Below are 24,840 nucleotides of genomic sequence, written 5' to 3'. Positions count from 1 at the left end.
TCTCAGGATATCAGGCTCGGGTGGTTCACAACCGACATTGCGAGCGCAGCGAAGCGAGGCAGAGCCCTACGGCCCCTCGATTGCTTCGCTGCGCTCGCAATGTCGGCTTGAGTCAGCTTCTGAGCTGGTCCTTGCGGACGTAGTTGAATTCCTTGACCAGCACATCCTTGACCAGATCGCCGCCGAGGCGGGCGTTGACGCCAGCCTTCACGGTCTGGACCAGAGCGTCGATGTCGACGCGCTCGAGCCGCGAGAAGTCGACCTTGGTGTTCGAATAGATCGCGCGCAGCGCCTCGTCGCGGACATAAGGATGTGGCTTGACCGACATCTGCCGCAGCGTTCGCGCATCGGCGGTGAAGACGAACTGTGCCGCGACATAGCCCTGCACCTGACCATCGGCGATGATCGGGACATGGATCAGGGCCGTCTCCTCATACTCCAACCCCTCGAAGAATGAGGCTTCCGTCGCCGGCGGCTTCTCGGCGCGCCAGGTCAGGGCGAGATGCCCCGAGAGCAGGGTGACGCCGCAGACCCAGACGCCCAGAACCAGCAGGCGCGCCGTCGTCATGGAGCATGGGCCTTGACGGCAGGGGCGCTGGCGATGCGGGAGGTGGCGGAATAGGTGCCGTCCGATTCCGCATCGATCAGCGTTTCCGTCATGGCCGAGGCGATCTCGCGGACCGCGTCGAGATGCATGCCGATGGCCAGGCGGTTGTGCTCGAGCTTCAGCCGCAGCGTCGAGAGGCGCGCGATGAGCCTGCCATCGGTCACCTCGCCCTCAATGGCGCGGATGGCGCGGCTGGCGTCGAGCAGCAGCCGGCTCTTGATCTCGTTGAGGCGGTTGAAGTCGGCGGAGCGCAGCGTCATCAGCTCCGCGGTCTCGTGGTCCAGTGCCTGTTCGAGCCGGTCGAGAACTGGCCAGATCGCGCGCGATGCACCGGACGGCGCCTCGGATGCAGCCGGGGCCCCGTCATGGAGGGGCACGAGGGGGGGCAGCAGGGCCGGCAGGGAAGCGGATGCCTCGGCGCGCGCCAGGTGGTCTTGCTGGTCGGTCATGATGGGTCAGGCCTGACGGAAGCTGGAGCGTGCCACCCCGCCGGTGGTCGGGCGGGTGAGGTTGAGGAAGCGCTGCTCGGCGGAGAGCGGTATGGCGAGGTCGCGCGCATTGGCGCCGGAAATCCGGCTGTCGAGCAGCTTCGCCGCGGCGCCGACGGCATCGTCCGAGGCGGCCGGAGCCGCGCCGTTGCGGGCCGCAAGTGCAGCCTGGACCTTCTCGCGGATGCCGAGCCCGCCGGCCTTGGCGATCTGGCCGGCGATCTGCTCGGAGAGCATCGAGCGCCAGACGCCGCCGGCGGTGCCGCTGCCGTAATTGTTCGCCGATGCCTCGGGCATCATCTGCTCGATGAAGGTCGAGATCACCTGCGCTTCGAACTGCTGCAGGGTCTTGGCTTCCTTCGTTTCGGGTGGTTTGGCTGCAGCCTCAAACTTAGCCGGCGCAATGATTGCGAATTTCTCGCGGGCGCCAGCGAGGCCAGGGTTAGAGCCGGCCGCGTCGGCCTCGCCGAAGGCGGCGGCGAACTGGGTTCCGGCGGCGCCGTTACCCATTCGCTGCAGCCGTTCGAGGGCGACCTGCTGGCGTGAAGGGTCTGCAGCGCGCACGACGTCGAGAACGATGTCCGACGGAGGAGAAATCGCCATTGGCACCTTCCATGGTGGTTGCTCGATCGGGCTTCAGCTTGCCCGGTCAGGCTTATTCCAGGCTTGCCGCCCGCTTGCCTTCGAGCGCGTCCATGATCTCGGCAAGCGCGCCGTCCTGATCGACGCGCAGCTTGACCTTGCGGACATGCTCGGTGAGGCGGACCGTGCGCTTCTCGCGCCCCGTCTCGGCCAGGACCTGCCTGGCCTGGTCGGCGGCCGCCGCGTCGAGTTCCCAGATCGAGACGGCGACGCGGTGCAGGCGCCGGGCCGTCACGTCGGAGAAGAGGCCCCCCGTCGGGCCGTCGCCATTGAGCGAGATCACGAGCTCGCGGGACTCCTCCCGGGCGGCTGCGGCCTTCAGCTCGGTCGCCTTCTGGCGCCATTCGGCGAGCTTGCGGATGCGCGACTGGATGGCCAGCATCCGTTCGAGGGATTTCAGGCGCTTTGCCGGCATCGGCTCAGCCGTTCAGGAGCCAGGCCGAGAAGGCGGTGATGAACAGCCGCAGCGCCTCGGGGCCGGAGAAATAGAGCAGGAACAGGCCGCCCGCGATGACGAAGGGCAGCGAGATGAAATAGACCGGGATTTGCGGTGTCAGCTTGTTCATCAGCCCGATCGCCAGATTGACCACCACGGCATAGACCATGAAGGGGCTGCCGATGCGCAGCGCCAGGTAGAAGGTCTCCGAGGCGCGGTCGGCGATCTGGATCAGCCCGCCCTGAGCGTCGAGCGTGGTGCCGGGCGCGATGCGCGAATAGGAGCCTGCCAGCGCGCGGATGACCTCAGCATGCTGGTTGGTCACGAACATCAGCGTCGTCGCCGTCAGGGTGATCAGCGTGACGAAGGGCGTCGAGGCTTCCGCTTCATCGATCGGCATGCCCGGCAGCTGTCCGAGCCCCGTCGCGGTCGCCATGGCGGTGCCGATGAACTGCAGGGCGAGGAAGAACATCCGTGCCATCAGCCCGATCATGGCGCCCGTCATCGTCTCCGAGACGACGATGCTGAGCAGCGCCGCCGGGTTGGGCTCCACGAAGGATGCGAAGGCCGGCAACACGAAGGGTGACAGCGCCAGCGTCGCGCCGGCAGCGATGAACAGGCGCAGCCGGACGGGTACGCGCGGGCTCGAGAAGCCCGGCATCAGCATCAGGCAGGCGCCGACGCGGCAGAAGATCAGGAAGGCATGCAGCAGCGTGTCGGGCGTGACCGGCGTCACGAGATGGTGCCCAGCATGTTCACCTCGAGGCCGCGCGCGATCTCGACATGCGAGAGCACCGGCAACGCCGGGAAGATGCGCTCGACGATCATGCGGACGTAAGGCCGCGCATCGGGGCTGGTGACCAGGACGAAGCTCTGGCCCTTGTCCATGCGGGCGCGGATCGCGGTCGTGGCCTCGGTGGCGAACTCCTCGATCAGGCGCGGATCGATGTCGAACTCGACGACCTCGCCCTTGGCGTCGCGGCGTAGGCTTTCATGGAAGGCGAGGTCCCAGCGATTGCCGAGCCGCAGCGTGTTCAGCACGCCTCCCTCGGTCAGGTCGCCGCAGATCTGCTGCGCCATGCGCATGCGGACATGCTCTGCGATCTGCTCGGCGCGGCGCACATGCGGTGCGATCTCGGCGATGACCTCGAGGATCAGGTGCAGGTTGCGGATCGAGACGCGCTCGGCCAGCAGCAGGCGCAGGACGGCCTGCAGGCTCGACAGCGACATATGTGCCGGGCAGATCTCGTCGAGCAGCTTCTTGTATTCGGGGCCGAGCCGGTCGAGCAAAGCGCGCATGTCCTTGTAGGACAGGAGCTGGCCCAGATTCTTGCGGATCGTCTCGCTGAGATGGGTCAGCAGCACCGAGAGCCGGTCGACCGGCTGCATACCCTCGCGCTTGACCTCGTTGGCATAGCTCTCCGAGACCCACATCGCCTTGACGCCGAAGGCGGGCTCGCGGACCTCCTCGCCCGGCAAGTCGGGCATGCGGCCCTCGCCGACGACGACCAGCATGCTGCCGGGGCGCATCTCGCCATTCGCCGCGACGGTGCCGTGGATACGGAATTCATAGGCTTTCGGCGGCAGCTTCAGGCTGTCGGAAAGCTTGATCTCGGGGACGACGAAACCGTATTGTTCGGCGAATTTCTTGCGCATCTTGCTGACGCGATGCGCCAGTTCGCTGTGGGCGCTGAGCATCTCGGCCGAGAGTTGCTTGCCAAGGCAGAGCTCGATCTCGGCGGTCCTGAGCGACTCCTTGATGGTGTCCTGGTTTTCGCGGGCGGCGTCTTCGGCCTCCATCGCGCGAACCTCCTCCGCAGCGGCTGCGCGCTCGGCGTTGCGCTTCGGGATGGTGTAGCCGACGAAGGCCATCACCCCGCCGAGCATGGCGAAGGGCAGGAAGGGCAGCCCGGGCACCAGCGCCAGCATCCCCAGCAGGAAGGCGGCGACGAAGAGCGCCCGCGGGTAATGCCCGAGCTGGCCGAGCATGGCCTGCTCCGCCGTGCCGCGGGTGCCGCCCTTCGAGACCAGCAGCCCGGCCGCGAGCGAGACGATCAGCGCCGGAATCTGGGTGACGAGGCCGTCGCCGACGGCAAGCTTGACGAAGACGTCGGAGGACTCGGCCAGCGTCATGCCGTGGCGGGTCACGCCGATGATGATGCCGCCGAGGATGTTGACGGCGGTGATGATCAGGCCGGCGATGGCATCGCCGCGCACGAATTTCGAGGCGCCGTCCATGGCGCCGAAGAAGGAGCTCTCCTCCTCCAGCTCGCGCCGGCGATGCTGGGCTTCGGCCGCGTCGATCAGCCCGGCCGAGAGATCGGCGTCGATCGCCATCTGCTTGCCGGGGATGGCGTCGAGCGTGAAGCGGGCGCCGACCTCGGCGATGCGGGTCGCGCCCTTGGTGATCACGATGAAATTCACCGTGACCAGGATGATGAAGACGATCAGGCCGATGACGAAATCGCCCGCGATGACGAAGCGGGCGAAGCCGTCGATGATGTAGCCCGCCGCATGCGAGCCCTCGTTGCCATGCGAGAGGATGACGCGGGTCGTGGCGATGTTGAGCGCGAGCCGCAGCATCGTCACGACGAGCAGGACCGTCGGGAAGGACGAGAATTCGAGCGGCTTCTTGATCCAGAGCGCGACCATCAGGATCAGGACCGACAGCGCGATCGACAGCGCCAGACCGAAATCGATGAGGAAGGCCGGAATCGGCAGAAACAGGATCGAGAGGATGGCGATGATGCCGATCGCGAAGCCGATGTCGCGGCGGCTCGCGGGCGGCGCGGCCGGGCCGGCTCCCTTGGGCGCGGCCTTGCCGGTGATGACGTTCTGCGTCGCCATGCTGAGCTTATGTCCTGTCGTGGGAAAATGGCGGCGGGGCGCGGCGTCAGAAACCGCGCTCTATCCGTCCGTAGACGCGTTCCGTGAAGGCGAAGATATGCGCGCCGGTGAAGGTGCCGGTGGTCGCGATCACGACGAGGATGACGACGATCTTGGGCACGAAGGTCAGCGTGACCTCCTGCACCTGCGTCAGGGCCTGCATCAGCGCGATCGTGATGCCGATCGCCATGGCGGCGGCAACGGCCGGCCCTGCCCCGACGATGATCGCCCAGACGGCGTCGCGCATCATGTCGAGGGCATCGGCCTCGTTCATCTTCGGAGCCTCAGGCGTCGGCCGTTTCGGGCGGCGAGGGCGGCGTGGGCTTCAGCGCCTCGAGGCCGGCGATGATCTTGTCGAGCTTGGCATTGGCGGTGACCGCCTGCTCGACCTGGGACAGGGAGGCGAACTGCTGGACGTATTGGGCCGGGTCCGTCGGGTTCGTCGGGTCCTGGTTCTTCGCCTGCGCGATCAGGAGTTGCAGGAAGGTGTTGTAGTCGCCCATGGCGGATGTGGTCTTGTTGGTGGTCGACGTGCTGGTGCCCATCGTGTTGGCAATGCTGCTGACGTCCATGATCGCCTCTGGAATGTTGGAGGCGGCGCGCCCGGCGATGGCCTGCGCGCCTGCCTCAGGCGGCGTGTGAATCGAATTTCGCTGCGACGACACCGGTCTTCGGCGCTGTCTCGTCGAAGATAGGCTCCCGAGCCTGCCCGGAGCTTGCGAGGATGGCGGCCTCGGCCGCGTAGAGAGCCCGGAGCTGCTTCAGCGCTTCGAAATAGCGCTTCTCGGCGATCAGCACGTCGATGCGCTGGAGGCCTCCCAGCACCGTCGCATCCTCGAAGATGCCGGCGGTGTCCATCAGCATGCGATCGAACAGAATCCGGGCTGTGTCGAGGTTCTTCGGGTCGATCAGCATCGTCTGGGCGACGAAGTAGAGCTGCCGAAGCGGGGTCGTCGTCTGTTCCGGCTGAATGACATGGGCTTCCAGCAGGAAGGTCGCGTCGTTCAGCAACTCGATGCTGACCTTGCGATCGAACCTCAGGATCGCTCCGTTGATGTAGATCTTCTCGTTGGCACGCAGGGAAAGGTTCATCGTACTGTCCGTCCTCCGTATCAGGCCAGGCTGTCGCGGATCATCTTGTTGACGTCGATGACCGATTCGAAATCGTCGGATTCGCCGAGGCGCAGGGCTTCGCCCTGGCGCAGCGCGAACAGGCCGATCGAGATCAGCGAGGCCCTCAGCGCTTCCGGCAAAGCGTTCTCGGCGCTGGACAGGTCCTCGATCAGGAAGGTCCAGAGCCGGCGCAGGAAGGCGACTGCCTCGACGGTCTCGGGCGAGGCCGGGCCGGTCGGGCGGGCCTCCTCGAGCAGGGTGACGGCCCGGTCGAGCGCAAGCCATTCATTGGCGCGGGCCAGCGTGGAGGCGTCCTCGGCCACGGCCGCATAGGTGCTGTGATACATGAAGAGTCTCCGGACTATTGAAGGAGTTTGACGAAAGCGCGCCTGTCCTGTCGCCGCGGCGGGCCGCCGGGCGCCGGATCGATGTCGCGCAGGCTGGAAACGCGAAAAGGGCCCGGCGGCGGTCGCGGCCGGGCCTCGTCGTCAGCTCATGAACTTCAGGATGTTCAGTTGCTGGATCCTGACGGTCAGCGCGTAGGCCGTGTCGAGCTGGGTCGTGAGGTCCGTGACCCGCACATTCGCCTCATAGGGATCGACGCCCTCGAACGCCTTGATCTGCTTGATCATGATGTCGCGCTGGATCGTCAGCCTTTCGCTCGAGACCCTGACGCGCTCCTCAACCGAGCCGAGCTGCGCCTGCGTGGCCGTGATGCCGAGGATCGCCTTGTTGATGCTGTCGATGCTGGCATCGACAACGGCGCGGAAGGCATTCGTGTTGAGGTTCTCTGTGCCCAGGTCGTAGGCCAGCGTGTAGGCCATTGTGAGATCGCGCATAGCCTGGGTGTTGGCGTTGGTCGAGACGTCGACGACCTCGCTCAGCGAGATGCGGCTGGTCATGTTCTGGTCGAAGGCCGAGGACCAGTTCGCTCCCCAGGCGGGATCTGCGAACTGCGTCGGCAGGACATTCTGCAGGAAATCTTCCATAGCGGCCTGCGTGATGTTCGCGACCGCCGGATCGTTCTGGGTGATGGTGAAATGGGCCAGGAAGGCAGCGTCGAGGGCCGTCTTGTTGCCTGAGGGAGGCGTGCCGAAGTAGTCGGTCATCGGCTGCTGCTGGGTGTTGATGCCGGCAAAGATGAACTGGCCACTGGCCGAGCTGTTGAGCGCGGCGGTCGTCGCCTGGAGGTTGTTCTTGGCCTCCGATTTCAGGGCGTCGGCACCCTTGTCGCCATCGCGGACGCCGATCAGCGTGGCGAGGAACTTCTCCGCCGTGTCGCGCAGGCCGTCGAGCGCCTTCTGCGTAACCTCGAGACGCGACGAGACCAGGGCGTTGGTGTCGATGATGCCGTTCAGCCGGTTCTGCTGGTCGCGCAGGCCGACGGTCTTGCCGGTGCTGCCGCCGAGCGTCAGCCCGATATCGGCATGGCGCATCGTCGTCGCTTCCTTGGTGGCGTCGGCCAGGTTGTCGCGCGCCTTCGCCACCGAGTTCCGCAGTGTCGCAGACAGCGAATAGTTGGAGATGAAGCTCGTCTTCATGGTGTTACCTCACGGCCTGGAGCAGCGACTCGAGCATGCGGTCGATGGTGCTGATCAGCGTCGAGGAGGCATTGAAGGACCGCTCGAGCTCCATCATCAGCGTCATCTCCTCGTTGATGTCGACGCCGGTGACGTTGGACAGCGCGGAGGTCGTCCGCTGCAGCAGCGCGGTCTCGTAGCCGAGCGCCTGATCACTGGTCTGGCGCTTGGCCTCGAGCCAGCCGACCGAGAACCCGGCGAAGCCGACGAGGGTGTTGGTCGGGTCGGCCCCGGCGGCGGAATCGAAGCCGCGCGCGGTCCCGAGTGCGGTCAGAAGCCCCTGGATGCGGTCCGGGAAGCCGGCCGCGCCCGAGGCGTTGTAGTTGTAGTCGGGGTCGGCCGGATCGGAGATGCCGCCGTCGCGCAGCAGGTCGAGATCGCCGCCCTGAGCCGGATCGACATTGCCGTTGACGCGGATCTGGCTCGCGAGCCCTGCGACCGCCGTGCCGGCGGCCGGAATGGCGGCCGGCGGCGCCCCGTAGGTGAACAGGCCGGCCTGGGGCGCCCCACCGCCGCCGGACTGGTCGGTTTCGGCGAAGACCTCGATCAGGCCCCGCGCGATCTCGTCGAGCTGGGTCTGGTAGGTGACGGTGATCTCGTCGCGGACGATGGCGGAGCCGTAGATCTGCCCCGACTTGACCGGCATGATGGCGCCGGGGCCGATGACCGGAACGCCGTCGACATAGACCGCGTTGCCCGCCGTGCCGGCACCGAGCCCGAAGCTCGGCGCCATCGACACCTTGCGCGGCACGGTCTCGAACAAGGTCACGCCGCCATCGGTGTAGATCACCATGTCGTTGTTGGCGCGGGTCGAGACGCTGATGCCCATGTCCTCGGACAGCTGGGAGAGGATGCGGTCGCGCGTGTCGAGCTGATCGGTGACATCGATGCCCGCCTGGCTGCCCTTGACCACCGCCAGGTTGGCCGCCTCGAACTCGACGAGCAGGGCGTTGACCCGCTCGACGCCCGCGGCCATGTCGGCATCGGCCTGCCGGCGCACCGTGCGGACGGTGTCGCTCGCCTCGTTGAGCGTCCGCACCAGCTCGGTCGCCTTCGCCAGGACGTTCTGGGCGAGCAGCGGATCGTCCGGCGTGACGCCGTATTGCTGCAGCGCGTTGGTCAGGTTGCCGAGCTTGGCCGCCAGCGACTGGTCGAGCTCGGGATCGTTGACCGTGGCCTCGAGCTGGTCGAGCGCATCGACGATCGCCTGTTGCGTCGATGTCGAGGCGGTCGCGTTGAGCCTTGCGGTGAACAGGACCGTGTCCATGGCCCGGCCGATCGAGTTGACCCTGACCGCGCCGCCATAGGTGGTGACCAGGTTGGCGTTCTTGCGGTTGAAGTGCGGATTGTCGGCGCCGGCGACGTTGCGCGAGAGAATCGAGGTCTGGGTCGAGGTCGCGGTCAGTGAGGACTGCGCCACGTTCAGGGCTGATGATAGGCTCATGGGAGGAAACCCGTTTCTCTCGTGCGCTCGCTCAGCGCTTCAGGTTGACCAACACGTCGAGGATTTCTGAGCCTGTCTGGAAGACCTTCGAATTCGCCGTGTAGCTGCGCTGGGATTCGATCATCAGGGTCAGTTCGGTCGCGAGATCGACATTGGACTGCTCGAGCGCGCCGGAGCGGATCGAGCCCATGCTGCCGGTCTCGGGGAAGCCGACGAGGACGTCGCCCGATTTGTTGTTGACCGAATAGACGTTGCCGGACTGCGGCGTCAGCTGGTCGACGCTGGGCACGGTCGCGAGCGGAATCCGATAGGTGGCGCGGCGAGCGCCGTTCTCGAACACGGCATAGACCGTGCCGTCGTCTGCTATCTCGACAGTATCGACGGCGCTCGGAGCGTTGCCGTCCACGGAAAGCTCCAGTGCGGTCTCGCCGGTAGCGACCTGCGAGACCTGGCTGAAGTCGATGGTCGCTGCGGAGCCGCCGGGGATCATCACGTTGAAGGTCGCGGGCGCGGTTGTGAGCTGGCCGGTGGGGCCGAAGGCCAGGGGCACGGTCGCCAGCGGGCCGCCGGTGTAGGGGAAGCCGCCCGCGGTTGCGGTCGCCTGGTTGAAGACCACGGCCTGCCAGGTGTCCGGACCGGTGCCGGTCTTTGCCATGTAGACGTCGAGGAATTTCTTGTTGCCAAGACTATCGTAAGTCACGATCGAGGCTTTGCTTGAATAAGTGCTGCCGGCCAAATTGTCGGAGGGCAGGGTGCCGGCAGGGATCACGGCGCTGTTGGAATCAAGCACGCCCTTGAGGGTGCCCTCGGTGGTCGGGTTGGCCTCATAGGCGACATTGGCGAGGTTGATGCGCTCGAGCCCGTCCAGGCTGTTGGCGATGACCGTCGGATCGCCGTTCTGCAGCGGGTAGCCCATCAGGTAGAAGCCCGCCGAGTTGACGAGTTCATACTTGCCGTTCGGGACGAAGGCGCCGGCGCGGGTCATGTAGGACGTGCCGCCCGCATCGGTGACGATGAAGAAGCCGTTGCCCTTGATGGCGAGGTCGGTCTTCGAGGTCGAGCCCATGATCAGGCCCTCGTCGGAGATCGCGTAACGTGTCGTGGTTTCGACGCCGCCCGAATTATACGAGCTGTGATTTCCCTCGGAGATCAACGAAGAGAACTCGGTCGAGGCGCGCTTGTAGCCGACGGTATTCACATTGGCGATGTTATCGCTCACCGCGCCGAGCTTGTTTCCCTGCGCCGCCATCCCGGAAACGCCGGTCCGCATGATACCAAAAATGCTCATCTGCCGATCTCCAAGCGAAGCTTTCGATTGGCATTTCGCCTGCGATTGCTTGTGTGGAGCTTTCGGTTTGTGTTGTATAAACGTTTACTAAAATCTTGTTCTTGATACTCGGCCGTCGCGACGCAATTCCACTCATTATACTATAGGGCTCGACATCGAGCCCAGTCGGCGTTCCTGAACGGTCTCCGTCAGCGGCCTTTGCTGCGTGGTCCGTCGAGGCTCCGAAAGCGGCTCCCAGTCCAAACGGCTTCCTATGGTAAACAAAGCGTATATCTATTAAAATGAATGCGTATACAGACCTTTAAATCAGGTTTCCATAGTGTATTTTCTTATTGCGCATCGCAACATTATGTTGTTGATCAATTTCGGAACGTTCCGTAGCGTAGTTTTGCTTCCGGTTCATCCGAGGCGGAACGTTTGCGGTGCCGGGGGGTATCTATGTATATCGTGATTGATGATCGCGTTCTGGTGACAGAAGGCTACCAATCCCTGTTCACCGGCGAGGGCGTGCCTGCCATCGGCTTCACTCCGTCGCGTTTCCAGGAATGGGTCGAGGACACGCCAGCCGACCACCTCAACACGGTCGAGGCCTTCCTGATCGGCGACTGCGCCGACCGGGCAAGCTTCCCGACGATGATCCGCCGCCGTTCGCAGGCACCCGTGATCGCGATGAACGAAGCCAGTTCGCTCGAGAAGACGCTGGAGCTCTTCGCGGCCGGTGTTGATGACGTCGTGCGCAAGCCGGTGCATGTCCGCGAGATCCTGGCGCGGGTCAACGCGATGCAGCGCCGTTCCGAGAAGCGGCGCTCGACCGATGACGAGGTCACGGTCGGCGAGATCAAGGTTCATTTCGACGGCAGCGACCCGGAGGTCGCCGGCGAAATGATGGCGCTGCCGCGCCGCGAGCGCCGCATCCTCGAATTCCTGATGCGCAACCGCGGCCGCTGGGTCACCAAGACGCAGGTCTTCAACGCGGTCTACGGCCTGTTCGACGACGAGGTCGACGAGGCCGTCGTCGAAAGCCATGTCAGCAAGCTGCGCAAGAAGCTGCGCACCAAGCTCGGCTACGATCCGATCGATTCCAAGCGCTATCTCGGCTATACGATCTCCTGACGCTCCTGCCCGCACCGTGCAGGCGCATCGGACCGAAGCAAGGGCTCTGTTTTCGTAAAATACGACGCTAGAACAAAGAGATAAATAGATCACGTCCAATAGGGCGCACGGCGATAGCAGCGCCGCGCCTCGCCGGATCGCTGGGCGACTTTGCGCCTCGGCGTCCCACGCAATTCGCCAGTTCGGCCCCGACAATCGACATCCGCAAGGTTCGCTCGCTTCCGTTGCCGTCATCGTGAGCACCCGGGTCTTGCCTTCGGCAAGCGTGAGGACAGGCTCCGCTAAGCAATCCAGACAGGCGTGGAGCGCTGACGCGCTTCGCAAGAACGGCAAGGGTGTTCCATCTGATCGGAATCTGCTCCAAGTCGAGCCCGGCGCATCGCTCGTCATCTGCCATCGCCGACGACAGCTTCACGCAAGTCAATCCTCCTAGTGTTGCATGACAACGACCATGGAGGCTTCAGGTGGAGCCAGTTCATCTCTTCGATCTTGCTGCCAAGCAATCGCATTGGCTGGCCGTTCGACAGAATGCCGTCTCGCAAAATATCGCGAATGCCAATACGCCGCGCTACACGGCCGTCGACGTCGAGCCTTTCGAGGCGATCGTCAGGAAGACGACGCTCTCGCTCGCCGCGACGGCGCCGAACCACATCACCTCGTCGCCGGCTGAGACACTGACGGCCAGGCCCCGCAAGTCGGACAGTTGGTCGACCGTCTACTCCGGCAATTCAGTCAGCCTCGAGCAGGAGATGCTCAAGGCCGGGGACATCAGCCGCAACTACGCCTTCACGACGAACATCGTCAGAAGCTTCCATCGCATGATGATGACGGCAATCAAGGGCTGACCAGCCCCACGCAAGCTCTCGTCAGTCGAATTCTTTCTCTAGTTGAGTATAGGTGATGATCGATCCACTCAGTGCTTCGCTCCGTATCGCCAGCGCCGGCCTCCAGGCCCAGTCGACGCGGGTGCGCGTCGTCTCGGAGAACCTGGCCAATGCCCAATCGACCGGCACGACGCAGGGCGCCGACCCCTATCGCCGCAAGACGGTGACCTTCGAGAACGCGATGAACCGCGCTCTGGGTGCAGAGCTGGTCAAGGTCAAGGGCATCGGCGTCGACAGGGCACCGTTCCGCGTCGAGTTCGAGCCGAGCCATCCGGCCGCCGACGAGAAGGGTTACGTCAAGATGCCGAACGTCTCGATGCTGCTGGAAATGGCGGACATGCGCGAGGCGAGCCGCTCCTACGAGGCCAACCTGCAGATGATCAAGCAGGCGCGCTCGATGCAATCCATGACCATCGATCTTTTGAGGAACGGCTGATGCTCAACGCGATTTCCGCTCTCGCCCCGGCTGCGAGCCAGATCTCCCAGGGGTTGCAGGGGCTGCAGGGCCTTGGCGCAGCCGGCGCCCGGCAAGGCCTCGGTACCGCCGCCGCATCGGCCAATCCGGGCGCCGATTTCGGTTCAGTCTTCGCCGGCGTGGCGCAGGGCTTCGTCGACAATCTGGCCAAGGGCGAGACGCAGGCCGTCGCCGGCGTGCAGGGCAAGGCCGCCGTGCAGGATGTGGTTCAGGCCGTGATGTCGGCCGAGCAGTCGCTGCAGCTGGCGATGGCGACGCGCGACAAGGTCGTCGCTGCCTATCAAGAATTCATCCACATGGCGATCTGAGGACACGCGATCATGAAAGTCCTAGCCATCGCCGCGACCGGCATGAGCGCCCAGCAGCTCAATGTCGAGGTCATCGCCAACAACATCGCCAACATCAACACGACCTCGTTCAAGCGCGCGCGGCCCGAGTTCACCGATCTGCTCTACCAGACCGAGCGGTCGCGCGGCGTGCCCAATCGCGGCGGCGACGGCGCGATTCCCGAGGGCGCCTCGCTCGGCCTCGGCGTACGCGCGGCTGCCATCCGCCACTTGCACATCCAGGGCGCGATGACCCAGACCGGCAACCGCCTCGATCTCGCGATCGACGGCCGCGGCTGGTTCAGGATCACGGCGCCGGAGGGCGAAATGCTCTATGCCCGCGCCGGCACCTTCAACACCAATGCCGATGGCGACATGGTCACGCCCGACGGCTACCTGCTCGATCCGGTGATCCGGGTTCCGGCCGATGCCGTTGACGTGACGGTCAACGAATCGGGACTGGTCTTCGCCAAGATTCCCGCGGAGGTGCAGCCGCGCCAGATCGGCCAGATCACGCTGGTCAACTTTGCCAACGATGCCGGCCTGGAGCCGCTCGGCGGCAATCTCTACCGCGAGACCGTAGCCTCGGGGGCGCCGACCGACGGCAACCCGACCGCGATCGGCTTTGGCAAGCTGCGCCAGGGCTATCTCGAGGCTTCCAACGTCGATCCGGTGAAGGAGATCACGGCGCTGATCGCGGCGCAGCGCGCCTATGAGATGAACGCCAAGGTCATCACCGCCGCCGACCAGATGGCCGGCACCGTCTCCAACGGCATCCGGTAAGGAATCCGCGCCATGGCACGATCACCGGTCCGGTCCCCGCTTCTCGCTATCGTCCTCCTCTGCCTGAGCGCCTTCGGCCCGGCACAGGCCACGCCGGAATCGGTCGTCCTGCCGGTCCCGGCGGTCACGCTCTATCCTGGCGACGTCATCGGCGATGCGCATCTGGTCGACCGCGCCTTCCGGACGGCGGCGCGGGTCTCGATCGACAACCGCCTCGCGATCGTCGGCAAGGTGGCGCGGCGGACATTGCTGCCCGGCCAGCCGATCCCGCTGAACGCGGTCGACGACCCGAAAGTGGTGCGGCGCGGCGTGCCGACGCAGGTCGTCTTCCGCGAGAACGACCTCGTCATCACCGGCCTCGTCGAGCCGACGCAGTCAGCCTCGGTCAACGAGATGGTCAAGGCCCGCAATCCCGATACCGGGCTCATGGTCGTCGGCGTCGTCCAGGCGGACGGCACCATCCGCGTCGGGGGGGAATGATGTCGATTCTTCCCCGACTGCTGTTCGTCGTCTGGAGCATGGCGCTGGTGCTGGCCAGCGTCGAGCCGACCCAGGCGATGGTGCGGATCAAGGACATCGCCGGGCTGCAGGGCGTGCGCGACAACCAACTCGTCGGCTACGGCCTGGTCATCGGCCTGCAGGGAACCGGCGACAGCATCCGCAATTCACCCTTCACGGGACAGGCCCTGCAATCGATGCTCGACCGGCTCGGCGTCAATGTCCGCAACCAGGCGCTGCGCACGCGCAACGTCGCGGCCGTGCTGGTGACGGCGGACCTGCCGGCATTCGCCGGCCGCGGCAGCCGCATCGATGTCAGCGTCGCCTCGATGGGAGACGCCACCTCGCTGCTCGGCGGCACGCTGATCGTCACCTCGCTGCTCGCGGCAGACGGACAGACCTACGCGCTGGCGCAGGGCCGCCTCAACGTTTCGGGTTTCTCGGTCCAGGGCGAGGCGGAACGGGTGACGCAGGGCGTCGCCACGGCTGCGCGGATTCCGGGTGGCGCGCTCGTCGAGCGCCAGGTCGCTGACCAGCTCTCGACCCTGCATGTGCTCTCGCTCGAGCTGCGCAATCCCGATTTCGTCACGGCGGAGCGGGTGGCTGGCGCGATCAACGCCTTCACCCGCAAGCGCTACAAATCCACCGTGGCCTTCGCGCTCGACCATCGCACCATCAGCCTGACCCGGCCGGCCAATATGTCGACGGCGCGCTTCATTGCCGAGATCGAGCGGCTGACGCTGGAGCCGGATTCGCCGGCGCGGGTCGTGGTCGACGAGCGCACCGGCACGGTCGTGATCGGCCGCGACGTCAAGATCTCCACCGTCGCGGTGACGCATGGCAACCTGACCGTGCGCGTCACCGAGACGCCGATGGTCTCGCAGCCCGAGCCTTTCGGGCGAGGGCAGACCGTCGAGGTCCCGCGGACCGAGGTCGACGCGCAGCAGGGCGGCGGCCGGCTCGCGATCATCAACGGGGCCAATCTGCACACGCTGGTGCGCGGCCTCAACCAGATCGGGCTGAGGCCGGCCGGTATCATCGCGATTCTCCAGGCCATCAAGACGGCCGGTGCGCTGCAGGCCGATCTCGTCGTGCAGTAGCGGCAGCCTGCGGCTGGCTCGCCCCAACCTCCAGCCCTCATCCTTCGAGACAGCCCTTCGGGTTTCCTCAGGATGAGGGCCGCCGAAATCGCAAGCTGCCCCTCAGGGTCAGCCTCGCGAAAGCATCGACAAGTAGTTTTTCTGAAGATCATCCAGGCGAGTTTCAAAAAATGCTGCCGATGCATCCCTTTATTTCGACGTTCCTGCTCGCGTTGCTGCTCGGCCTGAGCGCGCGCCAGGCGGGGGCGCAGACCCAGACACCGAAGACGGTGCCAGCGGTGGCGGTCGATTCGACCTCCGATGCGGTGGCCTTCTGCTCTGCCATCCGCGACCCGGCTGCGGAGGCGCGCTTCGCCTATCAGGCGAACACGCTGAAGCTTCTCGAGGCCAGGCTCGCCGACACGGTGAAGAAGCTCGAGCAGCGCAAGGCGGAGCTTCAGCTCCTGACCGACCAGCGCGCGGCCGAGGTCAAGCAGGCCGAGGCGCGGATGACCGAGATCTTCTCGCGCATGCGCCCCGATGCCGCCGCGCTCCAGCTCGCGACGATGGACCAGGGCGTCGCCGTGGCGGTGCTGGGCAAGCTGACGCCGCGTGCGGCCAGCGCCGTGCTCAACGAGATGGAGGCTTCGCGGGCCGCCCAGCTCGCCGAGGTCATGGGCGGCCGCCGCCCGCAGCCGACCAGAATGCCCACAACCGGAGCCCAGACCCGATGAAGGCCATCATCCTCGCCGCTTGCGCGGTCACGCTTGCCGGTTGCGGCATGGACATGTCCGAACTCAACCGCGAGCCCCAGCTCTCGCGCGTCGGCAGCGGCCTCGTGAAGCAGCGCGACGCCATCCCGCTCGGCTCGACCTCCGGCCGTGGCACCGATGTCGCGTTCAACTCGATCTATACGCGCCATAGCGAGGACCTCTTCCGCGACACGCGCGCCATGAGGACCGGCGACGTGGTCACCGTGAGGATCTCGATCAACGACAAGGCCAAGCTCGACAACAAGTCGGACCGTTCGCGCAACTCGGCTACGAAGTTCGGTCTCGGCTTCCTGGCCGACTTCAACGGCGCTTCCGGAGACGCCGGGTTCGAGGCGAATGCGAATTCGGATTCCTCGTCGCGTGGCCGCGGGCTGACCGACCGCTCGGAGGAGGTGGAGATGTCGGTTGCGGCCGTCGTCACGGAGATCCTGCCCAACGGCAACCTCGTGATCAATGGCTCGCAGGAGGTGCGCGTGAACTACGACATGCGCGTCCTCAACGTCACCGGCATCGTGCGTCCGCGTGACATCACCGGCAACAATGTCGTCGCCTACGACAAGATCGCCGAAGCGCGGATTTCCTATGGAGGGCGTGGCCGCGCCATGGAGGTGCAGCAGCCGGCCTGGGGCCAGCAGGTCTTCGACAAGGTCACCCCCTTCTGATGGCCAGATCTCCGATCAAGCTGCCGGGCATGCCCCGGCGGCGGCGCCCTTCGCGACCCGCCCTGATCGCGGCCGCGCCGATCGTGCTCCTGACCGCGCTGGCCGCGGGCGCCGGCACGCTCTGGGGAATGCGGGTCGTCGGCACGGTCGAGGACACCGTGCTTAAGCGGATGGAGGCGACTGCGCCTGAGCTCGCGGCGAACGCGCAGATGACCGGGGCGCTGGTGCTGAAGCGGCTCGCGCCGATCGTGACCAATCTCGCGGCACCGGCAAACACCTGGGTGCGCCTGGAGGCCGCGCTGCTGATGGAGCAGAAGGCGGCGATGAGCGCCGATCCGCTCATCGGCGCCATCACCGAGGACATGCTCGCCTTCCTGCGCAGCGTCACAGCCCGCCAGATGGAAGGAGCGGCCGGTCTCAGGAACCTGCGCGAGGATCTGCTGGAGCGGGTCGCGATCCGCTCCAAGGGCGTCGTGCGCGACATCGTCATCGAAACCCTGGTCGTGCAGTGAACAAGCTTCTCGCAACGTTTCTTTTCCTGATCGCCGGCACGGTTGGTGCCGGTGCCCAGTCCCTCGGCCTGGACGGCCTGATGCCGCAGGCCGGAGCCTCGGCTTCCGGGCGCATCGTCCAGATCGTGGCGATGCTGACCGTGCTTTCGGTCGCGCCCGGCCTGCTGATGATGGTTACGAGCTTCAGCCGCTTCGTGATCGCGCTTTCCTTCCTGCGCTCGGGGCTCGGCCTGCAGAGCACGCCGGCGAACCTGATCCTGATCAGCCTCGCCTTGTTCATGACCTTCTTCGTGATGGCGCCGACCTTCGACAGAGCCTGGCAGGACGGCGTGCTGCCGCTTGTCGAGAACCGGATCAGCGAGGCCGAGGCCTATACGAAGATCACGGAGCCGTTCAGGGAGTTCATGCTGGCGCAGACGCGGCCGGCGGACTTACGCCTCTTCGCCGATATCGCGCCGCCAAGCATCCGCCCGGAGGACCCGACCCAGGCGGTCGATCTGCGCGTGCTGATTCCCTCCTTCATGATCTCCGAGCTGCGGCGGGCCTTCGAGATCGGCTTCCTGATCGTGCTGCCCTTCCTGGTGATCGACATGATCGTCGCGACGATCGTCATGTCGATGGGCATGATGATGCTGCCGCCGACCGTGATCTCGCTGCCGTTCAAGGTGATCTTTTTCGTTCTGATCGACGGCTGGAACCTGCTGATAGGCGGGCTGGTCAGATCGTTCAGTTGAGGATTTCGATCATCTCCTCTGCGGTCATTCCGGGCTCGCCCTACGGGCGCCCCGGAATGACGGCTGTCGGCCGTTCGCTTCAGGTCCATTCGCCCTTGCGGAAGACCGGGACCCGGCTGCCGTCGTCGCGGACGCCGTCGATGTCGATCTCGGCGGAACCGATCATCCAGTCGACATGGATGAAGCTCTTGTTGCCGCCCTGGGCCGCGATCTGTTCCGGGGTCAGGTTGGCGCCGTCGAGGAAGCATTTCGAATAGCACTGGCCGAGCGCGATGTGGCAGGCGGCGTTCTCGTCGAAGAGCGTGTTGAAGAACAGGAGCCCGCTCTTCGAGATCGGCGAGGAATGCGGCACCAGCGCCACCTCGCCGAGGCGGCGCGCGCCGTCGTCTGTATCGAGCAGCTTTGCGAGCACGTCTTCGCCACGGGTCGCCTTCGCCTCGACGATGCGGCCGGCCTCGAAGCGGACCTGGATGCCGTCGATCAGCGTGCCCTGATGGGAGAGCGGCTTGGTGCTGGCGACATGGCCGTCGACGCGCCGCGCATGTGGGGTGGTGAAGACCTCCTCGGTCGGGATGTTGGCATTGCAGGTGACGCCGTTCTTGGCCGTCGAGGCGCCGCCCTGCCATTCATGGCCATCGGCGAGCCCGACCGTCAGCTCGGTACCGGGGCCGGAGAAATGAAGGGCCTGGAAGCGCTCGCCGTTGAGCCATTGCGTGCGGCCGCGCAGCGACGCGTTATGCACGGCCCAGGCGTCGACCGGGTCACCCTGGTCGACGCGGGAGGCGGCGAAGATCGCCTCGGCGAGCCTGGCCACCGCGATGTCCTCCGCATCGTCCGGGAAGACGCGCTGCGCCCAGGAGGCGGTCGGATAGGCGAGGATGTTCCAGTTGATGTCGAAGCCGGCGATCTTTTCCAGCGCCGGCTGGTAGGCGATCGAATTGGCCTTGCCGGCGCGCGAGACTTTTGCCGGGTCCTGCCCGGAGAGCAGCATCGGGTCGTCGCCGACGATGGCGAGACGGGCCGTGTTGGCGGCGAAGGCTTTTGCGACGCCCTCATGCAGCCAGGCGGCGGCACGGTCGAAGCTGTGGTCGCCGGCATGGCGATAACGGGCCAGCGTCACCTCTTCGTCCGACAGGATCGGCGTGACCAGGCCGGCGCCCGCCTTGTAGGCGTGCTCGGCGATCTTGCGGACCAGCGGCAGCGCGGCGACCGGCGCGGTCAGGAACAGATCCTGGCCGGGTTGCAGGTTGAGGCCGACGCGGATGGCGGCCTCTGCCAGCCGGTCGAGCTTCGCGGGGTCGATCGAGGCGGGAATGCTGCGCTGATGAATGGTCATTGATCGTCCGGGCTGGATGGGTCCCGTGAATCTAGTGCAGAGCGGGCGCCGCGCCAATGCGCTTGCCAGCGCACGGCCCGGCATGCCCCCGCAGCATGGCACCCGGCCGCTTCGACCCGCGCCTTGGGCTCTTGGCTCTGTCATATATCGTCGCGCGGCGAGGCGATGCGGCCCGGGAGGGGAGCGCGTCGCGCTCGCGCAGGATCAGGAGTTGCCGGGAATGACCGCTGTCGAACAGCAAGAGACGCCTTACCGCACGCAGAACTGGACGCTGGGCAAGCCGATGGCGAGCGGGCGCAACGGCATCGTCGTGTCGCAGAACCGCGAAGCCGCCGAAGCCGGCGCCGCGATCCTCGAGGCCGGCGGCAATGCGGCCGATGCCGCGGTCGCCGCCTGCTTCGCGCTGGCGGCGGTCGAGCCCTGGAACAGCGGGCTCGGCGGCATCGGCTTCGCGGTCATCCTCAAGGCCGGCGAGACCAGCGCCAAGGTCGTCGATTTCGGGCCCGTCGCGCCGCGCCGGGCGAATCCGGGCGACTATCCGCTGACCGGGGCGATGAAGAACGACCTGTTCACCTGGCCCGAGGTGGTCGGCGACGTGAACATCCACGGCCCGCTGTCCTTCGTCGTCCCGTCCTCGGTCGCGGGCTACACGGCGCTGAAGGAGAATTTCGGCACGGCGATGCCGGTGGCCGACCTGCTCGCGCCGGCGATCGCGCTGGCGAAGCGTGGCCTGGCGCAGGACTGGTACACGACGCTGAAGGTGTCCTCCTCGGCGGCAGTGCTGCGGCTCTATGAGGAGAGCGCGCGGATCTACCTGCCGAACGGCCTGCCGCCGGTGCCGCCCTACCAGGGCAAGCCCGGCTTCTTCCGGCTCGGCAATCTCGCTGCGACGCTGGAGCGCCTGGCCTCGGCCGGGCTCGACGATTTCTATCGCGGCGAGATCGCCGGCAAGCTGGCTGCCGACATCAAGGCACTCGGCGGGGTGGTCGATGCGGAAGACCTGGCGGGCTGCAGGGCGGTGGTCCGGGATTCACCGACGATCGATTGGCGCGGCACCCACCTCGTCCATACCGCAGGCGGGCTGACGGCGGCGCCGACGCTGCAGGCCGTGGTCGAGGGCATGGCCTCCGCCAAGCCCGCGCCGGGCGGGGCCGATGCGGAATGGTTCGCGACCCTCTCGCGGGTGATGCGCGAGGCCTATGCCAGCCGCCTCGAAGGGCTGGGCGCAGCTAAAGCAGCGACGGAGCCGGGCGACACCTGCACGACCCATCTGACGGTCGTCGACCGCGAGGGCACGCTCGTCACCGTGACGACGACGCTGCTCTCCTCGATGGGCAGCCGCGTCGTGCTGCCCGGGACCGGCGTGCTGATGAACAACGGCATGATGTGGTTCGATCCGCGCCCCGGCAGCGCCAATGCGATCGCGCCCGGCGCCCGGCCGCTCTGCAACATGTGCCCGGTGATCGTGACGCCCAAGGACGGCAGCGGGCCGCGCTTCGCTGGCGGCGCCTCGGGCGGGCGGCGGATCCTCGCCAGCGTCTACCAGATGCTGGCCTGGACGGTCGATTGCGGCATCGGGATCGAGGAGGCGGCGCATCTGCCGCGCATCGACGTTTCGGGGCCGGACCAGACCAGCGCCGACATGCGGCTGCCGGCGGCGACGCTGGCGGCGTTGGAAGCTGCCGGCCCGGTCAGCATCGTCGAGCATGGCGTGCTGCCGATCAACTTCGCCTGTCCCAACCTCATCCGGGTCGATGCGGATGGGGCGCAGGGCATCAGCGACGTGGTCTCGCCCTGGTCGGCGGCGGTCGCGGCCAAGAGCTGAGCGAACCAGGGCTGGTCGAAAAAGGGAGGCGCGTGGTGCGCGCCTCCCTCGGTCCTAAGAGCGATCAGACCCGCTTCAGCCCATAAGGATAGGGCGCCGAGCCGGACAGCATGCCGGTAAGGTCGCTGCGATAGGCGGTGCGGCTGACGAACTGGCCGAGCGGGATGGTCGCGACCTCCTCCAGGGCCAGCCGCGCCAGCGCCTTGGCGCTCGCGCGCTGCGCCGTTTCGTCGGGGGCGTAGAGCCAGGCCTCGGCGAGTTCCTCGGCCTTGTCGCTCTTCCACCAGCCGAACCAGCCCTTCTCGCCCTGGCCGCGGACGAGGGTCGACATCGCCGGATTGCCCCAGCTCGTCGCCGAGCCGGTGGTGTGGAAGATGCTCCAGCCCCCCTTCTCGACCGGCTCGCGGCTGCCGCGGCGCTGCACCACCGTGCCCCAGTCGCTGGCGGCCATCTCGACATTCATGCCGAGCGCCTTGAGCAGTTCGAAGGTGACCTCGCCGAGCGGGCCGATATCGGGAAAGTCGGTCGGATTGATGATGACGACCTTCTCTCCGTTGTAGCCGGACTCCTTGAGCGCCGCCTTCGCCTTCTCCAGGCTCTGCGGCATCAGATCCTCCTGCTCGCCGTCGTAATAGGGCGTGCCGCGCCACCACAGGCTGCGGCAGGTCTGCCAGAGCGTGGTGTCGTCGCCCTGGGTCGCGCGCATGTGGTCTTCCTGCTTGACTGCCATGCGAACCGCGGCGCGGACCTTCGGGTTGTTGAAGGGCGGCTGCAGGTGGTTGAGGCGGATGATGGCGCCGCGGCCGGCCTTGTCGATGATCTCCTGCTTGATCTGCTTGTTGCCGGCCAGCATCGGCTGCAGGTCGGCGAGGGGGCGTTCCCACCAGTCGATCTCGCCTTGCGTCAAAGCGGCCGACGCGGTCGCCGGATCGGGCAGGATCTGCCATTCGATCCGCTTGAAATGGGCGACCTTGCCGCCGGCATTGCGGCTCGGCGGCTCGGATCGCGGCTTGTAGCCGTCGAACTTCTCGTAGACGACGCGGCTGCCCGAGACGAAGCCGCTGGGGATGAAGCGGTAAGGGCCGGAGCCGACCATCTCCGTGACCGCCGTATTGGCGTCGGTCTTGGCGAGACGCTCCGGCATGATCACCGGCGGCTGGTCGGACTTCGCCAGACAGTCCAGCATCATCGGGAAGGGGCGCTTGAGCTTGATCTCGACGGTGCGGTCGTCCGGCGCGTTCCATTCCTCGACGGCTCGGCCGAGGAGCTGGCCGTAAGGGTCGCGCTGGGTCCAGCGCTTCAGGCTGGCGGCGCAGTCGACGCCCTTGACCGGGGTGCCGTCATGGAAGGTCAGCCCCTCGCGCAGCCTGATCTTCCATGTCTTGCCGTCGGCCGAGACCTCGTGGCCCTCGGCCATCTGGGGTTGGGGCTTCAGGTTCTCGTCGGCTCCGTAGAGCATGTCGAAGACATAATAGCCGTGATTGTTGGTCACGGTCGCCGTCGTCCAGACCGGATCGAGCGCGCTGAGATTGGCCTGGGGCACGAATTTCAGCAGCTCGTTGCTGGCCTGCGCCGAGGCCGGCCGGGTCGCGGCCGGGCCGATGAGCGCGGCAGCGGCCGCGCCCTGCAGGAAAGTACGTCTCTTCATGGCAGTCCCCTCTGTTTTCTCTGCTTAGATGTTGACGTGGAGTGGCTCTGGCCGCGCTCAGCCGAAGCCCATGAAGTTCGGCGCCTCGCTCAGCTTCGGCGCGGCCATGAGCCTGGCGATGTCGGGAACCGGGCGCGCGGTCAGCGAATCGCCGGCGAGCGCGGATTCCAGTGCCGCTGCAACCGCGAGGACCTTGGCGTCGCCGCCGCGCGGGCCGACGATCTGCAGGCCGAAGGGCATGCCGTGGTCGTCGAGCCCGACGGGGAGCGAGATTGCCGGATGGCCGACCGTGGTCGCGGCATAGGCCAGCGCCAGCCAGTGGAAATAGGTCCTTGTCGGCTTGCCGTCGATCTCGGCCGGGTAGAGCTCGGACCAGGGCCGCGGGCTCAGCGTGACCGCCGGCGAGAGGATGACGTCGTAATCCTCGAAGAAGCGCTGCCAGCGCTGGTAGATCGCGGTCTGCTCCTTCAGCGCGCGGGCGATGTCGAGCGGGCCGTAGCGCAGCCCCTCCTCGACATTCGCGCGGACATTGGGGCCGACCATCTGGGGCGTATCGCGAACCTTCTCATACATGCCGGCGATGAAAGAGAGCGCGCGCAGGATCTCGAAGGCCTCGTCGGTTCCCGAGCAGTCGGGCGTCGCTTCCTCGGCCGCCCCGAAGAGCGAGGAGAAGGCGCCGACCTTCTGGGCGAAGACCTTGCGGATGTGGTTCTCGGTCGGCGCGAAACCGAAATCGGGCGTGATCGCGACCTTGAGCGAGGCGAGGTCGATGCTCGCCGGCCGGGCGAAATCCTCCGGGCGGCGGATGTTCCGGCCATAGACCGTGGTCGCCAACGGGTCGCAAGCATCGTCGCCGATCATGCCGGACAGCAGCAGGCAGAGATCCGGAACGGTGCGCGCCATCGGTCCGAGGACGGGCAGTGGGTTCCAGCCGAGCGGACGCTTCTCGCTCGGCACCAGGCCGGGTGTTGGCCGGAAGCCGACGATGCCGTTGAAGGCGGCCGGGTTGCGCAGCGAGCCGCCGGTGTCGGAGCCGGTCGCGATCGGCACCATGCCGGTGGCGAGCGCGACGCCGGAGCCACCTGAGGAGCCGGCTGCGGATTTCATCGGGTCGAAGGGATTTCCGGTCGCGCCATAGACGGCGTTTCGGGTGTTGGCGCCGGCACCCCATTCGGGGGTGTTGGTCTTGCCGAGCACGATCGCGCCGGCCTCGCGGACTTTCGCGACGATCAGCTGGTCCTCGGCCGGGACATGGTCGGCATAGAGCTGGCTGCCATAGGTTGTGCGCAGGCCGGCGACGTTCTCCAGATCCTTGATGCCGACCGGCAGGCCGTGGAGGGCGGGCAGCTTGTCGCCCTTGGCGGTTGCGGCATCGGCTGCCTTCGCCGCGGTGCGGGCGCGTTCGTCGTCGCGGGCGACCATGGCGTTGACGGCGGGATCGACGGCGTCGGTGCGGCGGATGCAGCTTTCGAGGAGTTCGACGGCGGAGAGCTTCTTGGCGCCGATCAGGGCACGGGCCTCGACGGCGCTGAGGTCGCAGGGTTCGGTCAAGTCGGCAGGCCTTTCGTTGGGGGCCGAGGCAGACGATCGTCTGCTCCGGTCCGTCAGGTGCATCCGGGCGCGCATGAGTGGCGCTGCGCCTGAGGCTGCAACGGCGCGGCCGCCGGGGCAAGCCACTCTATGCAGAAGCGACCTGTCGTGAAGAGGT

Annotated in this window: 28 protein-coding genes; 12 read left to right on the top strand and 16 right to left on the bottom strand. The window is 66.4% G+C overall.

Annotated elements, in window-relative coordinates:
- Positions 1–112: 112 nt before the first annotated feature.
- From ASE63_RS06500 to ASE63_RS06440, 13 genes are all read right to left on the bottom strand, one after another.
- On the bottom strand, positions 113–568 hold the full coding sequence (locus ASE63_RS06500) for a hypothetical protein (protein WP_056798331.1): 456 nt from the start codon (positions 566–568) through the stop codon (positions 113–115).
- On the bottom strand, positions 565–1,056 hold the full coding sequence (locus ASE63_RS06495; RefSeq protein ID WP_056798328.1) for a hypothetical protein: 492 nt from the start codon (positions 1,054–1,056) through the stop codon (positions 565–567). Before ASE63_RS06495 ends, ASE63_RS06500 begins: the two co-directional genes overlap by 4 nt.
- Before the next feature lie 6 nt (positions 1,057–1,062).
- On the bottom strand, positions 1,063–1,698 hold the full coding sequence (locus ASE63_RS06490; RefSeq protein ID WP_056798325.1) for a rod-binding protein: 636 nt from the start codon (positions 1,696–1,698) through the stop codon (positions 1,063–1,065).
- Between the two features lie 52 nt (positions 1,699–1,750).
- Complete coding sequence (locus ASE63_RS06485) at positions 1,751–2,152, bottom strand: hypothetical protein (protein ID WP_056798321.1); 402 nt, start codon at positions 2,150–2,152, stop codon at positions 1,751–1,753.
- A 4-nt stretch (positions 2,153–2,156) separates the two neighbouring features.
- Entirely contained in the window at positions 2,157–2,909 is a 753-nt protein-coding gene (gene fliR / locus ASE63_RS06480) for a flagellar biosynthesis protein FliR (protein WP_056798318.1), read from the bottom strand.
- A complete protein-coding gene (gene flhA, locus ASE63_RS06475) occupies positions 2,906–5,020 on the bottom strand; it encodes a flagellar biosynthesis protein FlhA (protein WP_056798313.1) in 2,115 nt (704 codons plus the stop codon). The genes fliR and flhA overlap by 4 nt, the downstream gene beginning before the upstream one ends.
- A 46-nt stretch (positions 5,021–5,066) precedes the next feature.
- Positions 5,067–5,333 (bottom strand): flagellar biosynthetic protein FliQ, encoded by a 267-nt coding sequence (locus tag ASE63_RS06470; RefSeq protein ID WP_056798309.1) that lies wholly within the window; start codon positions 5,331–5,333, stop codon positions 5,067–5,069.
- A gap of 10 nt (positions 5,334–5,343) precedes the next feature.
- Complete coding sequence (locus ASE63_RS06465; RefSeq protein ID WP_082609702.1) at positions 5,344–5,631, bottom strand: flagellar hook capping FlgD N-terminal domain-containing protein; 288 nt, start codon at positions 5,629–5,631, stop codon at positions 5,344–5,346.
- Between the two features lie 55 nt (positions 5,632–5,686).
- On the bottom strand, positions 5,687–6,151 hold the full coding sequence (gene flbT / locus ASE63_RS06460; protein ID WP_056798304.1) for a flagellar biosynthesis repressor FlbT: 465 nt from the start codon (positions 6,149–6,151) through the stop codon (positions 5,687–5,689).
- Between the two features lie 20 nt (positions 6,152–6,171).
- Entirely contained in the window at positions 6,172–6,519 is a 348-nt protein-coding gene (flaF, locus tag ASE63_RS06455) for a flagellar biosynthesis regulator FlaF (RefSeq protein WP_056798300.1), read from the bottom strand.
- A 141-nt stretch (positions 6,520–6,660) separates the two neighbouring features.
- Positions 6,661–7,713, bottom strand: a complete 1,053-nt coding sequence (locus tag ASE63_RS06450; protein ID WP_056798298.1) for a flagellar hook-associated family protein — start codon at positions 7,711–7,713, stop codon at positions 6,661–6,663.
- 4 nt (positions 7,714–7,717) lie between these two features.
- Complete coding sequence (gene flgK / locus ASE63_RS06445) at positions 7,718–9,196, bottom strand: flagellar hook-associated protein FlgK (protein WP_056798295.1); 1,479 nt, start codon at positions 9,194–9,196, stop codon at positions 7,718–7,720.
- Positions 9,197–9,227: 31 nt separating this feature from the next.
- The gene (locus tag ASE63_RS06440) at positions 9,228–10,484 is read right to left on the bottom strand and encodes a flagellar hook protein FlgE (RefSeq protein ID WP_056798292.1); all 1,257 of its coding nucleotides are present in this window, start codon (positions 10,482–10,484) and stop codon (positions 9,228–9,230) included.
- A 438-nt stretch (positions 10,485–10,922) separates the two neighbouring features.
- Between ASE63_RS06440 and ASE63_RS06435 the strand changes: the two genes are divergently transcribed.
- From ASE63_RS06435 to fliP, 11 genes are all read left to right on the top strand, one after another.
- Positions 10,923–11,597, top strand: a complete 675-nt coding sequence (locus ASE63_RS06435; RefSeq protein WP_056798289.1) for a response regulator transcription factor — start codon at positions 10,923–10,925, stop codon at positions 11,595–11,597.
- Between the two features lie 464 nt (positions 11,598–12,061).
- The gene (gene flgB / locus ASE63_RS06430; protein WP_056798286.1) at positions 12,062–12,442 is read left to right on the top strand and encodes a flagellar basal body rod protein FlgB; all 381 of its coding nucleotides are present in this window, start codon (positions 12,062–12,064) and stop codon (positions 12,440–12,442) included.
- 55 nt (positions 12,443–12,497) lie between these two features.
- Positions 12,498–12,917 (top strand): flagellar basal body rod protein FlgC, encoded by a 420-nt coding sequence (gene flgC, locus ASE63_RS06425; RefSeq protein ID WP_056798285.1) that lies wholly within the window; start codon positions 12,498–12,500, stop codon positions 12,915–12,917.
- A complete protein-coding gene (locus tag ASE63_RS06420) occupies positions 12,917–13,264 on the top strand; it encodes a flagellar hook-basal body complex protein FliE (protein WP_056798282.1) in 348 nt (115 codons plus the stop codon). The genes flgC and ASE63_RS06420 overlap by 1 nt, the downstream gene beginning before the upstream one ends.
- 12 nt (positions 13,265–13,276) lie before the next feature.
- Positions 13,277–14,065, top strand: a complete 789-nt coding sequence (gene flgG / locus ASE63_RS06415) for a flagellar basal-body rod protein FlgG (RefSeq protein WP_056798280.1) — start codon at positions 13,277–13,279, stop codon at positions 14,063–14,065.
- 12 nt (positions 14,066–14,077) lie between these two features.
- Positions 14,078–14,545 carry a flagellar basal body P-ring formation chaperone FlgA gene (gene flgA, locus ASE63_RS06410; RefSeq protein WP_056798277.1) on the top strand — a complete coding sequence of 156 codons (468 nt, stop codon included), beginning with the start codon at positions 14,078–14,080 and terminating at the stop codon, positions 14,543–14,545.
- 38 nt (positions 14,546–14,583) lie between these two features.
- Entirely contained in the window at positions 14,584–15,663 is a 1,080-nt protein-coding gene (gene flgI, locus ASE63_RS06405; protein WP_156410233.1) for a flagellar basal body P-ring protein FlgI, read from the top strand.
- A gap of 179 nt (positions 15,664–15,842) precedes the next feature.
- Positions 15,843–16,376 (top strand): MotE family protein, encoded by a 534-nt coding sequence (locus ASE63_RS06400; RefSeq protein WP_210169309.1) that lies wholly within the window; start codon positions 15,843–15,845, stop codon positions 16,374–16,376.
- On the top strand, positions 16,373–17,077 hold the full coding sequence (flgH, locus tag ASE63_RS06395; RefSeq protein ID WP_056798268.1) for a flagellar basal body L-ring protein FlgH: 705 nt from the start codon (positions 16,373–16,375) through the stop codon (positions 17,075–17,077). The genes ASE63_RS06400 and flgH overlap by 4 nt, the downstream gene beginning before the upstream one ends.
- Positions 17,077–17,589, top strand: a complete 513-nt coding sequence (locus tag ASE63_RS06390) for a flagellar basal body-associated FliL family protein (protein WP_056798264.1) — start codon at positions 17,077–17,079, stop codon at positions 17,587–17,589. Before flgH ends, ASE63_RS06390 begins: the two co-directional genes overlap by 1 nt.
- Positions 17,586–18,323 (top strand): flagellar type III secretion system pore protein FliP, encoded by a 738-nt coding sequence (gene fliP, locus ASE63_RS06385; RefSeq protein WP_244491306.1) that lies wholly within the window; start codon positions 17,586–17,588, stop codon positions 18,321–18,323. The genes ASE63_RS06390 and fliP overlap by 4 nt, the downstream gene beginning before the upstream one ends.
- Positions 18,324–18,402: 79 nt before the next feature.
- Here the strand turns inward: fliP and ASE63_RS06380 are convergent, their stop codons facing one another.
- Positions 18,403–19,659, bottom strand: coding sequence for an aminopeptidase (locus tag ASE63_RS06380; RefSeq protein ID WP_056798262.1), 1,257 nt, complete (start codon positions 19,657–19,659; stop codon positions 18,403–18,405).
- 220 nt (positions 19,660–19,879) lie between these two features.
- Here ASE63_RS06380 and ASE63_RS06375 point away from each other — a divergent pair, with 220 nt between their 5' ends.
- The gene (locus ASE63_RS06375; protein ID WP_056798259.1) at positions 19,880–21,484 is read left to right on the top strand and encodes a gamma-glutamyltransferase; all 1,605 of its coding nucleotides are present in this window, start codon (positions 19,880–19,882) and stop codon (positions 21,482–21,484) included.
- Between the two features lie 64 nt (positions 21,485–21,548).
- Here the strand turns inward: ASE63_RS06375 and ASE63_RS06370 are convergent, their stop codons facing one another.
- Both ASE63_RS06370 and ASE63_RS06365 read right to left on the bottom strand, forming a co-directional pair.
- Positions 21,549–23,132 carry an ABC transporter substrate-binding protein gene (locus ASE63_RS06370; RefSeq protein WP_056798256.1) on the bottom strand — a complete coding sequence of 528 codons (1,584 nt, stop codon included), beginning with the start codon at positions 23,130–23,132 and terminating at the stop codon, positions 21,549–21,551.
- Between the two features lie 57 nt (positions 23,133–23,189).
- Entirely contained in the window at positions 23,190–24,683 is a 1,494-nt protein-coding gene (locus ASE63_RS06365; protein WP_056798253.1) for an amidase family protein, read from the bottom strand.
- Between the last annotated feature and the right edge of the window lie 157 nt (positions 24,684–24,840).

The organism is Allobosea sp. Root381, from assembly GCF_001429395.1.
GTDB lineage: Bacteria > Pseudomonadota > Alphaproteobacteria > Rhizobiales > Beijerinckiaceae > Allobosea.
The sequence above is the reverse complement of the archived record's forward strand: the minus strand, read 5'-3'. Positions and strand labels throughout refer to the sequence as shown.

Coding starts and splice junctions, on each gene's coding strand:
- ASE63_RS06500 (WP_056798331.1), bottom strand. CDS start 568: ATGACGACGGCGCGCCTGCTGGTTCTGGGCGTCTGGGTCTGCGGCGTC.
- ASE63_RS06495 (WP_056798328.1), bottom strand. CDS start 1,056: ATGACCGACCAGCAAGACCACCTGGCGCGCGCCGAGGCATCCGCTTCC.
- ASE63_RS06490 (WP_056798325.1), bottom strand. CDS start 1,698: ATGGCGATTTCTCCTCCGTCGGACATCGTTCTCGACGTCGTGCGCGCT.
- ASE63_RS06485 (WP_056798321.1), bottom strand. CDS start 2,152: ATGCCGGCAAAGCGCCTGAAATCCCTCGAACGGATGCTGGCCATCCAG.
- flhA (WP_056798313.1), bottom strand. CDS start 5,020: ATGGCGACGCAGAACGTCATCACCGGCAAGGCCGCGCCCAAGGGAGCC.
- ASE63_RS06470 (WP_056798309.1), bottom strand. CDS start 5,333: ATGAACGAGGCCGATGCCCTCGACATGATGCGCGACGCCGTCTGGGCG.
- ASE63_RS06465 (WP_082609702.1), bottom strand. CDS start 5,631: ATGGACGTCAGCAGCATTGCCAACACGATGGGCACCAGCACGTCGACC.
- flbT (WP_056798304.1), bottom strand. CDS start 6,151: ATGAACCTTTCCCTGCGTGCCAACGAGAAGATCTACATCAACGGAGCG.
- flaF (WP_056798300.1), bottom strand. CDS start 6,519: ATGTATCACAGCACCTATGCGGCCGTGGCCGAGGACGCCTCCACGCTG.
- ASE63_RS06450 (WP_056798298.1), bottom strand. CDS start 7,713: ATGAAGACGAGCTTCATCTCCAACTATTCGCTGTCTGCGACACTGCGG.
- flgK (WP_056798295.1), bottom strand. CDS start 9,196: ATGAGCCTATCATCAGCCCTGAACGTGGCGCAGTCCTCACTGACCGCG.
- ASE63_RS06440 (WP_056798292.1), bottom strand. CDS start 10,484: ATGAGCATTTTTGGTATCATGCGGACCGGCGTTTCCGGGATGGCGGCG.
- ASE63_RS06435 (WP_056798289.1), top strand. CDS start 10,923: ATGTATATCGTGATTGATGATCGCGTTCTGGTGACAGAAGGCTACCAA.
- flgC (WP_056798285.1), top strand. CDS start 12,498: ATGATCGATCCACTCAGTGCTTCGCTCCGTATCGCCAGCGCCGGCCTC.
- ASE63_RS06420 (WP_056798282.1), top strand. CDS start 12,917: ATGCTCAACGCGATTTCCGCTCTCGCCCCGGCTGCGAGCCAGATCTCC.
- flgG (WP_056798280.1), top strand. CDS start 13,277: ATGAAAGTCCTAGCCATCGCCGCGACCGGCATGAGCGCCCAGCAGCTC.
- flgA (WP_056798277.1), top strand. CDS start 14,078: ATGGCACGATCACCGGTCCGGTCCCCGCTTCTCGCTATCGTCCTCCTC.
- flgI (WP_156410233.1), top strand. CDS start 14,584: ATGGCGCTGGTGCTGGCCAGCGTCGAGCCGACCCAGGCGATGGTGCGG.
- ASE63_RS06400 (WP_210169309.1), top strand. CDS start 15,843: ATGCATCCCTTTATTTCGACGTTCCTGCTCGCGTTGCTGCTCGGCCTG.
- flgH (WP_056798268.1), top strand. CDS start 16,373: ATGAAGGCCATCATCCTCGCCGCTTGCGCGGTCACGCTTGCCGGTTGC.
- ASE63_RS06390 (WP_056798264.1), top strand. CDS start 17,077: ATGGCCAGATCTCCGATCAAGCTGCCGGGCATGCCCCGGCGGCGGCGC.
- ASE63_RS06380 (WP_056798262.1), bottom strand. CDS start 19,659: ATGACCATTCATCAGCGCAGCATTCCCGCCTCGATCGACCCCGCGAAG.
- ASE63_RS06375 (WP_056798259.1), top strand. CDS start 19,880: ATGACCGCTGTCGAACAGCAAGAGACGCCTTACCGCACGCAGAACTGG.
- ASE63_RS06370 (WP_056798256.1), bottom strand. CDS start 23,132: ATGAAGAGACGTACTTTCCTGCAGGGCGCGGCCGCTGCCGCGCTCATC.